14 protein-coding genes are annotated in these 16,059 nt (G+C 51.3%); 1 reads left to right on the top strand and 13 read right to left on the bottom strand.

The annotated features are described in order from the left end of the window. Positions 1-70 precede the first annotated feature (70 nt). From BUB30_RS12805 to dxs, 3 genes are all read right to left on the bottom strand, one after another. Positions 71-736 carry a hypothetical protein gene (locus BUB30_RS12805; RefSeq protein ID WP_245804078.1) on the bottom strand — a complete coding sequence of 222 codons (666 nt, stop codon included), beginning with the start codon at positions 734-736 and terminating at the stop codon, positions 71-73. Between the two features lie 172 nt (positions 737-908). Further along, positions 909-1,682, bottom strand: coding sequence for an alpha/beta fold hydrolase (locus BUB30_RS12810; protein WP_073134210.1), 774 nt, complete (start codon positions 1,680-1,682; stop codon positions 909-911). A gap of 15 nt (positions 1,683-1,697) precedes the next feature. After that, positions 1,698-3,611, bottom strand: coding sequence for a 1-deoxy-D-xylulose-5-phosphate synthase (dxs, locus tag BUB30_RS12815; RefSeq protein ID WP_073134211.1), 1,914 nt, complete (start codon positions 3,609-3,611; stop codon positions 1,698-1,700). A 140-nt stretch (positions 3,612-3,751) separates the two neighbouring features. Here dxs and BUB30_RS12820 point away from each other — a divergent pair, with 140 nt between their 5' ends. Continuing rightward, positions 3,752-4,516, top strand: coding sequence for a segregation and condensation protein A (locus BUB30_RS12820; RefSeq protein WP_073134212.1), 765 nt, complete (start codon positions 3,752-3,754; stop codon positions 4,514-4,516). A gap of 384 nt (positions 4,517-4,900) precedes the next feature. On the opposite strand, the gene BUB30_RS12825 is transcribed toward BUB30_RS12820, so the two are convergent. From BUB30_RS12825 to BUB30_RS12870, 10 genes are all read right to left on the bottom strand, one after another. Further along, entirely contained in the window at positions 4,901-5,662 is a 762-nt protein-coding gene (locus BUB30_RS12825) for a creatininase family protein (protein WP_073135141.1), read from the bottom strand. 126 nt (positions 5,663-5,788) lie between these two features. Continuing rightward, complete coding sequence (locus tag BUB30_RS12830) at positions 5,789-6,730, bottom strand: lytic transglycosylase domain-containing protein (RefSeq protein ID WP_073134213.1); 942 nt, start codon at positions 6,728-6,730, stop codon at positions 5,789-5,791. A 127-nt stretch (positions 6,731-6,857) separates the two neighbouring features. Then, complete coding sequence (locus BUB30_RS12835) at positions 6,858-9,593, bottom strand: DUF5686 and carboxypeptidase regulatory-like domain-containing protein (protein WP_073134214.1); 2,736 nt, start codon at positions 9,591-9,593, stop codon at positions 6,858-6,860. A 21-nt stretch (positions 9,594-9,614) separates the two neighbouring features. Next, positions 9,615-10,202, bottom strand: coding sequence for a nicotinate (nicotinamide) nucleotide adenylyltransferase (gene nadD / locus BUB30_RS12840; RefSeq protein ID WP_073134215.1), 588 nt, complete (start codon positions 10,200-10,202; stop codon positions 9,615-9,617). An 82-nt stretch (positions 10,203-10,284) separates the two neighbouring features. Then, complete coding sequence (gmk, locus tag BUB30_RS12845; protein ID WP_073134217.1) at positions 10,285-10,848, bottom strand: guanylate kinase; 564 nt, start codon at positions 10,846-10,848, stop codon at positions 10,285-10,287. A 5-nt stretch (positions 10,849-10,853) separates the two neighbouring features. Continuing rightward, on the bottom strand, positions 10,854-11,120 hold the full coding sequence (locus BUB30_RS12850) for a zf-HC2 domain-containing protein (protein WP_245804079.1): 267 nt from the start codon (positions 11,118-11,120) through the stop codon (positions 10,854-10,856). Positions 11,121-11,123: 3 nt separating this feature from the next. Continuing rightward, positions 11,124-11,714: a sigma-70 family RNA polymerase sigma factor gene (locus tag BUB30_RS12855; protein WP_073134221.1), complete on the bottom strand. Its 591-nt coding sequence runs from the start codon at positions 11,712-11,714 to the stop codon at positions 11,124-11,126. Between the two features lie 92 nt (positions 11,715-11,806). Further along, positions 11,807-12,700: a hypothetical protein gene (locus tag BUB30_RS12860; RefSeq protein ID WP_073134222.1), complete on the bottom strand. Its 894-nt coding sequence runs from the start codon at positions 12,698-12,700 to the stop codon at positions 11,807-11,809. 13 nt (positions 12,701-12,713) lie between these two features. Then, positions 12,714-13,949: a glycosyltransferase family 2 protein gene (locus tag BUB30_RS12865; protein ID WP_073134224.1), complete on the bottom strand. Its 1,236-nt coding sequence runs from the start codon at positions 13,947-13,949 to the stop codon at positions 12,714-12,716. A gap of 161 nt (positions 13,950-14,110) precedes the next feature. Then, entirely contained in the window at positions 14,111-15,994 is a 1,884-nt protein-coding gene (locus tag BUB30_RS12870) for a vWA domain-containing protein (protein ID WP_073135143.1), read from the bottom strand. Positions 15,995-16,059: the final 65 nt, after the last annotated feature.

Here is a 16,059-nt window from a genome sequence, read left to right on the forward strand (position 1 = left end):
GTTTTATGAAACAAAAAAAGGCTGCCCTCTTAGAAGGCAGCCTTTTGTATTTTTGATTGGCTTGCAGATCTTATGCTGTAGCAGCAGACGACTCTTCGAATTTCTGGGAGATTCTCAGTGTTACGGTCTTCTTGGCTTTGTAGCCGCAATAGCCGCACTGGAAATGTTTCAGCAGCTGGCCTTCTTCACCTACGGAAGGGGCCTTCAGGATCTCTTCGCGCACCACCTTGAAAGTTTGGTAGTTGCACTCAGGGCACTGCAGCGCGTGCAGGTGACCAGAATAGCGCTCGATCTTTACGTAGCCGGTTTCTTCATCTTTCCACACATCGTAGTCGACAGAGAAAACGTTTTCTTCGGCTTGCATACCTTCATCGAGGTAAGCATCTTCCTCTTCTTCGCCCAGGAGCTTCATAGCTTTGCCGGTCTTCGGAGAAACACGCGGTTTGTAGCGCAGTGCCTTCAACCGTTTTTCGATGAAGAAGGGGTAATAGAATTTGAGCATGTTTTGAATGATCAACGCCACGATCATACCCATAGCAAACGTTGTGAATCCGCGTACGAAGATCCAAAGGGGTGACAACTCGCCGATGTTGGCGTTAGCGTAGAAGCAGCATCCGATGATAAGGATAATAGCAGCTATCCAGAGCGTTCTGATCTCGCTTTTGTTGATGAAATCGTATTTCACCTTGGCGTCATTCATGGTCGCCAGACGGATCACGTGGTAGATTACGATCAAGATTGAGATTGCCCACGCGACATAAGCAATGTTTTTGGCCATTGCGTTCCATGCGTCAAAATTTCCTTGCATAAACTCGGATTGGTTATTAGTATTCTTAATAGCAAATATAATTTCCTCTTTTCTTTAAACCTAGCAAGTATCGGTAGTTAATGTCGCCAAAATGCCGTTTTCAATCTTTGAAATGTGAGATTTTGCCCAAAAAGTCCCTGATAATGGCGGCTGTCTGTTCGGGTCGCTCGAACATGCCCATGTGGGCTACGTCCTGAAGCAGGTGATTTTCAGGATGTTGACACAACTTGGACTGCGTCAAAATGGTCTGCACCGGGATCCCGCCGTCCTTTTCGCCGCTAATAAATAAAGTAGGGTTTTTGAAATTTTTTAACGTTTTGAGTTGTTCAGGGCGATCACGCATGGCGATGGTGTAACTTTTCACCGCATCGGCCGTGGCCTGCATCGACAGCTTCCTCACCTGCGGGATGGCGGGATGATCGGGCCGTGCAAAAAGCTGCGGAATAAAATTGGAGGTGAAGGGTTCGGCGCCGTGCTGGTTCACGAACTCCACCACCTTCGTGCGCGAAAATTTTTTCTCCTCCGAATCGGCATAGGCCGTAGAATGAAAGAGTCCCAACCCTGCAAAACGCACGGGATTTTTTTCGACCATCGCCAGCGCCACGTAGCCGCCCAGCGAATGGCCAATGACCACACTGTTGTGAATTTCTTTTTCCGCGCAAAAATTCAGGATTTCCACGGCCACGTCGGCTATTGAAAAGCCTGGTGGCAGTATGGGGCTCTTGCCCAATCCGGGAAGATCGGGTGTGATGACGCGGTAGGTGTCGGCCAGGCGGGGTGCGAAGTCGTTCCACACTTCCTGGTGCATCGGGAATCCATGCAGGAGTACCACTGGTCGTCCTTGTCCACGTTCCTGGAAAAAAATTCTGCCCATCAAATGTCGTGGTTGCTATGCGTGTTCCAACATGCCGATCACGGCTTTTTCGATGCCATCGGGATCGAAGCCACTCTCGTGGTGGAGCTCGAATTGTTCACCGTGTTCCACGATGCGATCGGGGATGCCGAGGCGTTTCACGTCCGCGTGATAGTTGTGGTCGGCCATGAATTCGAGCACGGCACTTCCAAATCCACCCTGTACGCAGCCGTCCTCCACGGTGAGCACTTTTTTGTAGGTCGAAAATATTTCGTGGAGCATGGCCTCGTCGAGTGGTTTCACAAAGCGCATGTCATAGTGTGCCACTTCGATGTGTTGGGCGGCCAGGCGTTCGCACACTTCGACGGCGTAGTTGCCGATGTGACCGATGGTGAGGATGGCCAATTCTTCGCCGTCGCGGATCTTGCGGCCGGTGCCGATCTTGATCTCCTCCATGGGCGTGCGCCAATGGGGCATGACGCCCTGGCCGCGAGGATAGCGTATGGAAAATGCTTTTTCGGTGCGCGGTAGCTGTGCCGTGAACATGAGGTTTCGGAGCTCGGCTTCGTTCATCGGTGCGGCCACGATCATGTTGGGCAGGCACCGGAAGTAGGCCAGGTCATAGGCGCCGTGGTGTGTTGGGCCGTCGGCTCCGGAAAATCCGGCGCGGTCCAGGAAGAAATTCACGGGAAGGTTCTGAATGCAGACGTCATGGATCACCTGATCATAGGCGCGCTGCATGAACGTGCTGTAGATGTTGCAAAACGGGATGAGGCCTTGCGTGGCCAGACCCGCCGAGAAGGTGACGGCGTGTTGTTCGGCAATGCCCACGTCGAAGGCGCGTTCGGGCATCTCCTTCATCATGATGTTGAGGGACGAGCCCGAAGGCATGGCGGGCGTGATGCCCATGATCTTGTCGTTGGCTTTGGCCAGTTCTACGATGGTGTGGCCAAAAACGTCCTGGTATTTAGGTGCCTGGGGGACGCTGTATATTTTTTTATGGATCTCTCCGGTGATCTTGTCGAATGTTCCGGGAGCATGCCAGGTTGTGGCGTTGCCTTTTTCTGCGGGGGCATAGCCCTTTCCTTTTGTGGTGATGCAATGCAGAATTTTCGGACCCTTGATATTTTTCAGGTCGTTGAGTACAGCCACGAGGTGATTCACATCGTGACCATCCACCGGACCAAAATATCTCAGGTTGAGGGATTCAAACAGGTTGCTTTGGCTGAGGAGCGTGCCTTTGATGCCGTTCTCCACTTTGGAGACGATCTCCTGCGCGCTTTTTCCAAACATGGAGAGTTTGCCGAGCAAGTTCCAGACTTCGTCCTTCAGTTTGTTGTAGGTACGGCTGGTGGTGATGTCCGTGAGATAATCCTTCAGGGCGCCCACGTTGGGGTCGATCGCCATGCAGTTGTCGTTGAGGATAATGAGCACGTTGGTGTCGGACACGCCGGCGTGGTTGAGGCCTTCGAAGGCCATGCCGCCGGTCATGGCGCCATCGCCGATCACGGCTACGTGTTGTTTATCTTCAATTTTGAGGTATTGCGACGCTGCGGCCATGCCCAGGGCTGCCGAAATGGAGGTTGACGAATGGCCTACGCCAAAGGTGTCGTATTCGCTTTCTTTTCTTTTGGGGAAGCCGGAAAGGCCATTGTAGAGCCGGTTGGTGTGGAATTGGTCGCGGCGGCCGGTCAGGATCTTGTGGCCGTAGGCCTGGTGGCCCACATCCCAGACCAATTGGTCGTAAGGGGTATTGAGTACGTAGTGGAGGGCCACCGTGAGCTCGACCACGCCCAGGCTGGCCCCAAAATGGCCGCCATACACGGAAACGTTGTCGATGATGAATTGGCGGAGGTCTTCGCAAAGTTGCACCAACTGCGCCTGATCCAATTTTTTGATGTCTTCCGGGCTATTTATACCGGCCAATAATTTTCCGGGGGTTATCAGCATAGTATTTGTTCAAAGGACCCTAACAGTGGTACAAGCTAAGTGTTCTATCGAGCTTTTCAACGCCAAACAGGCCACAAAGTTAGTTATTTCTACCCTATCCATTTTTATTGTCGGATTTAAATAAATTTGTGCCCATTCTTATGACAACACAGGAAAACTTTGAAGTAAAACTTCCCCTTTTTGAAGGTCCTTTTGACCTTTTGTTGTTCTTTATCGAGCGCGACGAGTTGGATATCTACGATATTCCCATCGCCAAGATCACAAACGATTTCCTGGACTATATCCGCCAAATGGAGGCCCTTAATATCGAGGTGGCCAGCGAATTTATTTTGGTAGCGGCTACGCTGATGCGGATCAAGTCAAAAATGTTGTTGCCCCGCCCGCAGTTGGATGAAGCCGGCAACGAGATCGACCCGCGCGAAGAACTGGTGAAGCACCTGTTGGAGTATAAGAAATACAAGTCGGTGATCGATACCTTCCACAAGATGGAAGAGACCGAGCTGATGAAAGAACGCCGCGGCAACCTGATGAAGGAATTGAAGGCGTTGGCCGAGAGCACCAACGTGGAGGCCGAGTTGCAGGATGTTACGGTTTTCAAACTGATGACCATCTTCGAAAAAGTGTTGAAGCGCTTTGATGCAGAGAAGAACAAGCCTGTTCACCAGGTGATCCAATATCCGTATACCGTTGAAGGGCAAAAGAAGTTTATCGTGGAGGAGCTTACCCGCCGTCAGCGTATGTCGTTCACGGAGTTGTTGGAGCAATATCCTACACGCATCGGTGTGATCTTTAATTTCCTGGCCATCCTGGAGATGTTGGCGTTGCAGATCCTTACCATTCAGATCGGTGAGGGCTTTGGCAATTTCTGGATCTCGAAGGGCGAGTCGTCGGAAGCGGTGCTTTAATTTTTCTTTTGCTGACATTCTTATCGCACGTAGCCAATCCGGCCCCGTGCATTTCCTGTCGTTTTTAAGTTACCGTATTTGCGGCCTGCTTTCACGGAGCAACAGGCATTCCATTCCCGGCCAGGGATAGAAGTGGAAAGCCCGAAGTGCGTGGGTGTGCGCGTGGACGGACTTGGAACGGATAGCCCGGCCCTGAGGCTTCCGAAGGGGGCCGCCAAAATTTGTTTTACTTCGAAAAGACTTAGCAGGGAAGTGTCAAATGCATTGAACCGCCCTCCTTCGCTAAAGCTTCGGCGGGCAAGCAAAGTCAACGCAAAGAAATAGAGAGGGCGCAAGTGCACAAAGTCGAAGCGCTTCTTGCCGCTTGCTTCATTTCAGCGTCCACTAGGCGTACAGATCGGTGCGATCTACTTTGGCCACTTCGATAAAAAACCTGGCGATTTTTTCGGTGACGGCTTTGAAATAGGTGGCTCCTTTTTCTGGTGTGGCCTTGCGGGGATCGCCCACACCGGTGTCTTTGGTCACTTGCAGCCATTTGCGTTCGGCCCATGCCCAACCTTCGCGCATCGCCGAGATGCGGAATTTTTTTGCTGCGCCGTCGCCGGCGGTGGAGAGGGGCGTCACCAATTCGGGCCGGAGGTGCATGATCATGCTGGTTTCCATTTCGCCGGCGTGGTCGTCTTTGTTTTCGAAGAATTCTTTTTGATCCAAGGCCTGGTACCAATTGCAGGAGCACAAGAACATGTCGGGAAAGACCAGTCCCAATTCGCGGATCATGGTCTTGAAGTCGTTGCCACCGTGACTGTTGAGGATGACCAGTTTGAAGATGCCCTGGCGATTCAGCACGGTGATGATATCGCGCAACACGGCGAACTGTGTGCTGGGGTTCATGTTGATGTCGAGCTTCACGTCGAACTGGCCCGTGTTCACGCCAAAGGGAATGGTGGGGAGCACGATCACGCGCGATCCGCTTTCCCAGGCAATGCGTGCTGCTTCTGCCGAGACCTGATCGGCTTCGATGATATCCGTGCCATAAGGCAAATGATAGTTGTGGGCCTCACACGCTCCCCAGGGCAGCACGGCTACTTCGAAACCTGTTTCGTTGATTGTTTTCCAATTGTTCTCGGCAAGGATATAGGGACGCATAGCATTTTTTTTTACGACAGCGAAGGTAAAGAAAAGCATGGTCTCACCCCATCCAAATCCTGACCGCAGGTGTAAAAAGCTCTGCTCCCAAAATGGTTTGAAGGGGCAAGTTGGCGGCGCGATCCGTTATGCCGGCAGGGCGATCCGGTAATGTTCGCCGCGCTTCACCGTGAGGCGATCTTCGCGCAGCCAGGGATTGTGGCGCTTCAACAATTTATAGTTAGTGCCCTGTGCCTTGGCAAAGGAGACGAGGTCTTTTATAGATTCCGTCACTTCAATATATTTCAATGGTTCTTCCTGGTACAAGTGAGACGGATCGATCTTGAAGCCGTAGCGCAGCGGATGTTCGGCAATTTCTTTGATGGCCAGGATCCGAAACACATAGCGGGAGGTTTCGTCGTTGAGGTACAGATCGTAGTACGATTTTTCCTGTTGATCTTCCAAAGCCCGTTCCATGCCCCCCATGCCGCGGTTGTAGGAAGCTGCCACCATGGTCCAGCTTCCAAACTTTTGATAGGCCTTCTTCAAATATTTGCATGCTGCCTCGGTGGCTTTCAAGGGATCATAGCGCTCATCCACTTCGTCGGTGATCTCGAGGTTCAGTTCCTTGCCGGAAGTTTTGAGGATCTGCCAATAGCCGACGGCATCGCGGGGCGACACCACGTTCAACAAATTGCTTTCGATGAGGGGGAGATATTTAAAGTCCTGCGGGATGCCATGCTTCTCCAGGATCTCTTGCATTTGCGGGAGCCAGCGGTTGGCGCGCTTGATGAGAAAAATGGTGTTGCTGTGCAGGTAGCAATTGATCTGCAATTCCTTATCGAGTCGCTCGTGGACATCGGGAATCGTGAGGGGCACGGTCTCGCCGGCAAAGGTCATTTCGGTGGGCACATCGAACGACACGGCGGGCAGACGCTGCTGATCCGATTCTTCGTACGGAATTTCGTACACGCCCTCGTCGGAGATGGCGTGCTCGGCGGTTCGGGTGGACACTTCGTTATAGGTGATGTATCCAAAAAGAATAATCAAACAACCGATTGACAGAAAGTTGGAGAGGTTCATTTTCATCGCTGCACGTTACGGGGGCCCAGAATTGGAGACCAAGATACTGATCAAACGCAATACCCCCCATACAATGTTCGACCGAAACCATCACGCACATGCCTTTCACCCTATTTTTCGACGAATCTCCGGGCTACTGATCCGAGAATGACCCCATGAAGTTGGATGTGATGCCGATCCGGATTCCATAGTCGAGGTATTTCCCGTCCTGAAATGCTGCTGCTGCCTCCAACCGGAAAATGCGTAAAATGCCATCGATGGAATAGCCCACTTCGGTGTAGTTCTTGGACGTGGGGGTGGCCAGGTAATTTACAAACACGTTTTCACGGATGCCGGCCAATCGCACCAGCGGAATATTGGTGACGAGAAATTTCCGGAATTGATAATGCAGGTTGCCCGCAAAATATTTGTCGGCCGTGCTGAAGCGATAGTAATCGAGCAACCGGAAGCTGCCCACCGGGTCGCTGGTGATGAACGGTGTTTGGTTTCCGAGGAAATGTTTGTAGTCCATGAAATACATCTTGTCGGTGCTCAGGAATGTGCCGGCGCGCAAGGCGATGTCGGTTGTGCCGCGTGCCCCGACTTTAAACCGGTGTTTGAATCCTAATTCGATTTGATCATAGCTCACATCGCTTCCCAGCACGTTATCGAATGCGCGCCGGTAGTCCAGCATGAAGGAGGGTGACGAGAAGGCTATCTCCGATTTGTGTCCGTTCCGGATGTTGTACTTTATCCAGGGGCGGGCCACAAGCCCTACGGAACCGATGAAGGCCTGGTGTTCCGGGAAGGACGTGTCGGCCAGTTCATCGTTCACGGGCTGGTTTGGGGTGTAGCCTTCGATTTTTTCGCGATCGACCCATTTATAATTGGTATTGTTGAAAAGTTCGCGCCGGTTCATCCACGACCAGGTGGTGTTCACGGTGAAGTATTCATTGAGGTGGCGGGTATAGTTCACGTCTACATATTCGCGCTCATAGATCTTCATGAGATTTTTTTCCAGCAGCAATGTGGTAAAATCGTTGATGATGGGCAGGATGGGCTCGTCGCGGTTGTATTGTTGGATGTAACGTCCGCCCTGTACGTCGAGCTTGTATTTTTTATTTCGAAGCCCAAACGTGAGGTTGCCGGAAGCCACTTTGCGCGAAAAAGCGTAGCGGAAGGCTGGCGTGATGGTGAGGCGCGTTTTGTTCGTATCCTGCAGCACGGTGCCATAGGAGACTTTGTAGACCAGGTTCCATCCCTCCACCGTATTGAAACCCGGCATGGGAAAATGAATTTTGAAATTCGAATGTTTGGAGACTTTATAGCTATCACCAATCAAAAGATCCCACGGTTGAAATCCCTTGTGTTTTGATTCCTTCAACGTGTCGCCCTCTGCTTTCTTGCGCTCCACCACGGCCATGCTGTCCATCTTGTGGTAGCCCTTCACTTCCTGTTCGGTCAAGGGTACAGGTCGCACCTCTGACCAATAGGTGGAGTCTTTTTTATAAGCCATGCTATCCACTTTAAACGTGACGTCCGACAGCACTTCGGGTTGTTTCTCTTGTTTGGCTTCGGCTTTCTCGTAGTCCTTAAGCATGCTGTTCAGTTCCTTGCGGGTGATCTCTTTGCCGGACGCCAGGCGTTCTTGCAGTTGTTTGGATTGTTCCTCCGCCTCCTTGGCTTTTTTGGCGCTCTTACTCAGCTTCTGGTTGGCAGCCTGGTTTGCGGCGGCTTTGCTTTTCTGCGCGGCCAGGGCTTTCTGCTGTACCTTCTTTGCCTCTTCTTTGTCTACTTTCTCGTCTACCACCTCCATCTTGTCGGTCTCCACGTACAGTTCGGGGTTCATTTTGATCTTGTAGTTGCTTACCGTAGCCAGGTAGTTGTATTCAAATTCAAAACCAAAGATCTTTCCCGAAACCATAAAGCGGTGTGATACGGGAAGCCATGCTTTATCCTCGATGGGCGCATACACGGCTTTGATGTTTACGTCGATGCCCAACTTTACCGTGTGGATGTCCATGCTGTGGATGCTCCACCAGTTTTCCACAATGTTCAGCGTGCCATCGATCACATTGTCGCCTTTGGAGCGGGGGATGACCTTGATGATGCTCACTTCATAGTCCCGGTCCTTAAAGGTGCCCAGGTATTCGAAGCGATAATAGGAAAAGGCTTTTGGCGAGAGCGGGCTGATCGTCTCGGCGATTTCCGGTTCGTAGAAGCTTCCAAAAATATATTGGTTTGGAGACGTGTTGTTGCTGTTGCCGTCGCTGCGGATGGAGATGACTTTCTCCTCGAATTTCTTTGGACGGGTATATTTTATATCGCTTACCGATTCGGTCACATATGCGTCGCCCTTCTTGATGCCTTCCTTCGCCAGGGCGCGCTTGGCCAGCCAGGGATAGTCCTTGAGCACGCCCGTGCCTTTGATGTATACGCGTGCTGAGTATGTATCGATCTCCTGTGTATGATACTTCGCTTTTGCGATGGCCTTGCGCATGATGGTGTAGGCCGGGTCTTCATCGCCACCCTTCACGACGACGGATTCCAGCAGGGTGGCCTGATCTTTCAAGGTGACGTTCACTTCAAGGAAGTCGTCGCGGACCTCGACTTGTTTCACCACCGACTCGTGGCTCAGGTATTGAAAGCTCACGTCGTATTTTCCGGGCGAGAGTGTGATCTCGTAGAGACCATTCACGTTGGTGGTCGTGCCGCTTCCGGTTTGTTTTACGAAAATAGTGGCGTAGGGCAGCGGATCGCCTTTGTCGTCCTTTACCTGGCCGCGGAGGCCTCCGAGTCCAAAGGCGTTGACGATGCAAAAAAGAAATAAACAGAAAAATAAAAGCGTTCCCCGGATGGAGAACCTGTAGGGTAACGTTGGAACACGCATAGCACCGGTTTCGTGATGTGATTAGTCTTGATAAAATCCCTTTACCCTGATCATCTCCTCCACCGCATCGGGAACAAGGTAACGCACAGATTGTTTTTTTCTGATGCAGTTCCGGATAAAAGTTGCCGAAATGTCGAGGGTTGGGGCGTCAATCATGGTAACGTTAGGATGCGTCCGGAGTTCTGAAAGTTGCGTGTGGGGTCGCGGATAAACGTATAAACCGTAATAATCCAGGATCTGCTGATAATTTTTCCACCGCGTGAAGCTCTCCAGGTTGTCTTCGCCCAGGATGATGCGGAATTCTTTGTCGGGGTGCTTCTCTTTCAGGTGTACCAGCGTGTGGATGGTGTAGCTGGGTTTTGGCAGGTGGAATTCCACATCGGACGCTTCCAGTTTGTAGTTGTCAAAAATGGCAGCGCGGACCATATCATAGCGATCGAATTCGTGGAGCAATCCCTTGGCGGGTTTGAGTGGGTTTTGGGGTGACACCACGAACCATACTTTCTTGAGATCGCTGGTTTCTGCCATCAGGTTGGCGATGATGAGGTGGCCCATATGGATAGGGTTGAAGGAGCCGAAGAAAAGTCCGATCTTCTGGGTGGCGCTCATATGGGTTGACCTTCCGGTTAAGGGAAAATTTTGGTATGGGAAGGATGTCTGTAAAATTAGTGCCTTTTGCAGGATGTGCAAACTAGCGGAAGTTGTCGTACAGCCGCTGGGCTTCGGCCAGGGAAGTGTCCAGGTGCTCGTTGACCAGCACGACATCGAATTGATCCTGGAAGGACATTTCGAAGTTGGCTTTGAACAACCGGCGCGAGAGGCTTTCTTCGGTTTCGGTGCCGCGGTCGTTCAACCGGGCTTTGAGCACTTCGATGGAGGGAACTTTCACAAAGATGGCGAGGGCTCTGTCGCCGAAATATTTTTTGAGATTCAATCCGCCTTTCACGTCCACGTCGAAGATCACGTCTTTGCCTGCGGCCCAGATGCGATCGATCTCGGATTTGAGGGTGCCATAGAAATTGCCGGCATAGACTTCTTCCCACTCGATGAATTCGTCGGCGTCGATCTTGTGTTTGAATTCTTCGGGCGTGAGAAAATAATAATCCTTGCCATGCGATTCGGTCCGTCCCCTTCTGTCGCGGGTGGATGCGGAGATGGAGAAGCCGAGGCTGGGGTTGCTTTCAAGAAGATGTTTGACGATTGTCGTTTTTCCGGAACCGGAGGGTGCTGAAAAAATGAGTGCTTTGCCTGCCATCCGGATTATGCTGCGCCGATTTTATTTTTGATTTGCTCTACCAGGTCGGAAGGGGCCTGGCCGCCACAGCATTTTGTTTTGAGCAATTCTTTGATCTTCATTTCGAGATGATAGTTTTTATAGCAAGGCAGGCATTCGTCGAGGTGATGCTTGAGAAATTGCTCTTTTTGTTCGTAGGTGGCTTCACCATCCAGGATGAGTTGTAACATCTCCAGACACTCGCGTTTGTTCGAACAGTCTTGCTTCATATGGCTCTGATCGGAATTACTCATGGTTCAGGTAGTTTTATAACCCATTTGTTTAGCGTACTCGCTTAATTTTTCTTTCAGTAAGTTTCTCGCCCGGTGTAACCGGCTTCTCACGGTTCCAATAGGGATGTCCAATATCTTGGCCATCTCATCATATTTAAAACCTTCCAGATCACAAAGTATGATCACGGTTCTGAAATCTACGTCAAGCGCGTTGAGGGCATTTGATATCTCATCGCCGATCATATCTTTCAGCGCCTCCACACGCAGATCGGGCGTTATTTGCCTGTCAACCTCTTCGGAGTTATAATACGTTTCAACCTCCTGGTAATCTACCTTCGAGGGCTCCTTGCTCTTCTTCCGGTAGTCATTAATGAAGCTGTTTTTTAAAATTCGAAACAGCCATGCCTTCGCGTTAGTTCCTTTCTGAAAAGATTCAATGAATCGATAGGCTTTCAGGTACGTGTCCTGCACCAGGTCTTTGGAGTCGTCCTGGTCCAGCGTGAGCCGATAGCCAAAGTTGTACATTGAGTGTATATGGGGCATGAACTCGTTGTTGAAGATGTTTTGTTTCTCCTCCTCTGAGTAATGCTGTTTCGGGGCCTCTTCTAGTTCCATGTGGGCCTAAAAATAGTAAAAAGATAGTGCTAAAAAATACGATTCTGCAATCCAGTGCCCGAAAACGAGACACTTTTCGGAAATCACCCCCCTTATCCCCTCCCCTTGTCCCCTCCCCGTTGCTTGACGTAAACGACCCCTTTGGGTGGATATAAACCATTGAGCATCCTGATCCACCGGGCATGTGCGCTGCTCCGTCGTGTGCGCAGCGGCTCACTGAAAAAGTCGAATGCCCGCAGTGCGTCGAGCTCTTTGTCGAGGGTTGATCTTCGCAGATAACTTTCCACAAAAAATTTTGTGATCACTTCGTTCCATCCCTCCTTGTTTCCCCAATAGTGCCCAATGAAGTCGGCGCCGGCGTGCAATGGGTAACTTTCGAAGAGTGCTACGGCAAGCGCAAACTGCTCGACCAACCGGCGCTCCACATCGGCGGCACACATGTCGTCGCAAATCGAAAGCGCGAGTTGGATCGCCTTCAAATTATTTGCGCCCGGCACCGCCACCACGCCAGCGTTCCACATGGCATGATCGCCGCGAATGGTCACGCCACCAAAGGCTTTGCCCACGATTTGAGCTGCCATGCGCCGTTCGGTTTTTGTTTTGAGTGTTGCCAGCGCGCCTTCGTTCTCGTGCATAAATGCTTCGGTGGTCAGACGCCTGGCCATTGTGGCCCCATCGCCAAATAAAAATGTATCGGTGTCGAGGTAAACCATGGGCTTCTCGCCCAGCTTCAAGGCGAGATGTTCCAGGGCTTTGATCTTGATGCGCCAGAAAAAATCATGGGGACCTCGCCATTCCTTCAAGGTGTCGGGTGTGATCGCGATCAGTTCGACGTGGTCGCGGACGTGTCCATAGAATTCGGGAGCGTCGGTGATGAGGGTTATGGAATGGATGTGCTCTTTTTGCGTGAGGAAACTCAGCATGGAGAACGCTGCCTGGTGGTGGATCTCGAGTCGGGGGCCAAATGTGATGTAGAGTAAATTCATCGCTCTCGGTTGCTCAGTTTATATCGGGCGCAGCGCTACGGCTCACTCCGTATCCCCACATGCCTTTTTTTATTTCATAAAAGGAAACAGAACGCTGTTTCAAATGTTCGATCCACGTCTTCGCTGTGTCGGGAGCTCCGGCACCTCCTTCGTCTCTCCAGAAAGAGATCATCGTTCCTTTTTTCGAACGACGGTCGACGAGGGCTTTATCTTTCCGGGCGTATTGCTTGTGCAGGGCGATGGTTTCTTCGGAAAAATCTGCCGGCCCTTCAATCCATAAAATGTATTCTTCCGTGGCCGCTGCCAGGAAATTATCATCCTCTGATTGCACAAAAGGAATCGCCAAACTTTCCTGATACGCCTTCACGACGTCGCGCTGTTCTTCCGTCAATTTTTGTGTGACCACTTCGTCTGGCAAAACCGCTTGCCCGTTGAGGCCTTGAAGAATTTTCTGAAGTTCTGCTGTTTCCCTGGTGGTGATGACGAGCGACAGTTTAAGCGAGCGGTTGCGCTCGAGCAGCTTGGCATATTTATAGAATGCTCCATTGGCGTTCGAGCCCGAGATGAGCAGACCTTCGTAGCCATCAAAAATTCCTCCATTCAAAACATAGCTCTTGAAGAATGCTGCGATGGTTTTATAAAAGATCTTGAAGGGCGTGACGGTTTTGCGAAAGGCATGTTCCTCGGCATACAGGTCGGCATACTGAAGTTGCATTTTGCGGATCAGCTGTGAAGCGTTTTGATAAGCCTCATGCAGCAGGTCTCCCTTTAGTGTTGCCGTTTTTGTGCCCGGCTGCATCACCACCGTTTCGTGGACTTTGCCGCCGGCCCAGTTGCCTTTGCGCCTGTCCCACAACCGGATCTTGCGATCGGGATACCAGCCGCTGGACTTTATCCATTTACCGGCATAACTATTGAGCCGGTTGAAATCGTAGGCGTCGGCTGTCCAGTTGGATTTTGCCTGGAGGATTGACTGCTCAAGTTCTGGTGACAAATATTCATCCGCGTCCAGCGCTAAAATATAATGATGGGCAGCTTGTGTGACGGAAAATTTCTTTTGTGCCGTAAACCCTGTGAAGGGATGTTCGACGAATGTGACGCCTTTCGCCAGGCATATTTCACGTGTGCGGTCTTTGGAGAACGAATCGACGACCACCACTTCATCGGCCACTTTGCGCACCGAGTCGATGCACCGGCCGATCCTTTTTTCTTCATTGAACGTGATGATGACCGCGCTGATGTTGACCATGGGTGTAGTAATGCCTGCAAAGGTCCGCGTTGACAGCAACTAAAACAAGCGTCATAAAAAAAGCCTGTTCAAAAAACTCGCGCTTTTTGAGACAGGCCCGGGTGTTGCAGGCAACGATAGGCTAAGGTAACGGTAAGGTTATTTGATCAACCTGGCGCCTTCTAATGCCGGCCAGAGCTTGCCGTTGATCCGAAGGCTTTCACCAGGTTGATAAATTCGATACGGTACCCTTCCGTGTCCTCGCCCTTGGCACCCTGTGCCATTTGTACCACTTGGTCGTATGTGAAATGATTGACATATTCCGACTCGCGCAGCAGCATGCCGAAGGAAGCCACCGAAGCCGACCAGCGGAAATTGTCGGTGGTCTTTGCCAGTGGCGTGTTGTCGTCCACCAGGGGGTGTACGATGAGCTTGCTCACGTCTTCGTCGGGTTTTTTATAGCGCAGTTTGATGGTCAGCAGTTCTTTGGAGGTGTTTGCCGACGGGTTTACTTGCGTGGTCTGATATTTCAGGTCGTCTATTTTATAGAACTCGCTCTCCACGCCCACCGGGATGATCTCATACAAAGCCGTCACCGTGTGGCCCGAGCCCAATTCGCCGGCGTCCTTTTTATCGTTGTTGAAGTCTTCGCTTTTCAGCATCCGGTTTTCATAGCCGATGAGGCGGTAGGCTTTCACTTTTGCGGGGTTGAACTCGAGTTGCAGCTTCACGTCTTTGGCGATGGTGAACAACGTGCCGCCGAATTCATTCACCAGCACTTTGCGTGCTTCGGTGATGTTGTCGATGTAGGCATAGTTGCCATTGCCTTTATCGGACAGGATCTCCATTTTGGAATCTTTGTAGTTGCCCATGCCAAAGCCTAGCACGGTGAGGAACACGCCATCTTTTCTTTTCTCTTCGATCAAGCGTTCCATGGACGCATTGCTGGATTCGCCGATGTTAAAGTCGCCGTCGGTGGCCAGGATCACCCGATTGTTGCCTCCGACTTTGAAATGTTCTTTGGCCGTGGCATAGGCCAATTGGATGCCCGCGCCGCCGGCCGTTGAGCCACCAGCCTGGAGGTTGTCAAGGGCTTCGATGATCTTGTTTTTGTTGGCACCCGATGTAGGTTCCAATACCAATCCTGCCGCGCCAGCATATACCACGATGGCCACGTGATCTTGTTCCCGCAGTTGCTCCACCAACATTTTGAAAGATGCCTTCAGCAGGGGGAGCTTGTTGGGTTCATCCATGGAGCCCGACACGTCGATAAGGAACACGAGGTTGGAGGGCGGCAGGTTGTCGGTGGGGATTTTCTTTCCTTGCAGGCCGACGTGTACCAGCTTGTGTTTGGCGTTCCAGGGTGCTGTAGAGATTTCGGTGATCACAGCAAAAGGGTCGTCGCCTTTTGGTTGCGCATAGTCATAGTTAAAATAGTTGATCATCTCTTCGATGCGCACGGCGTCTTTCGGAGGGCGCTGACCGTTGTTGATGAAGCGGCGCACGTTGCTGTAGGAAGCCGCATCCACGTCGATGGAAAATGTGGACAGGGGGTTCTTCAAGGCGCCGAGAAAAATATTTTCGTTTATGGCGTCGTATTCTTCGGTGTTCCACTGAGGTTGTTGCTCGTCATAGTAGGCCGATACAATGCCTTCAGCGGGAGCGCTTGCCATGTCCGCGCTTTTTAAAGTGGCTACGGAGCCTGTTAAACTTTTCTTTCTCTGAACGCCAGATCCAGTGACAACCACCTCCTGCAGCGCAGTAACGTCTTCTTCCAGTTTTATGTCGAGCGTATTGCTGCTGCCCAATGTCACTTCCTTGGATTTATATCCGATAAATGAAAACACCAGCTTTCCGCCTTTCTCGGGCACTGTAATGCTGTACTTTCCCTCTGCGTTGGTGGTCGTCCCGTTAGCGGACCCCTTCAAAATAACGGTGACGCCAGGGATGGGATTGCCATCGCTATTGGCTGTGACCTTGCCGGTGATGATGCGGGGTTGGGGTGGGGCCATAAAGCCGGCCGAGACCATGAACAGCGCGACGAGCATCCAGATTGACTTTTTCATAGCAAAATGATTTTGTTTGCTACTGAGATGATGCCGGTCTTCCGATTCCATAAAGCATCCAATTA

Origin of the sequence: Chryseolinea serpens (assembly GCF_900129725.1) — a bacterium.
Lineage (GTDB): Bacteria > Bacteroidota > Bacteroidia > Cytophagales > Cyclobacteriaceae > Chryseolinea > Chryseolinea serpens.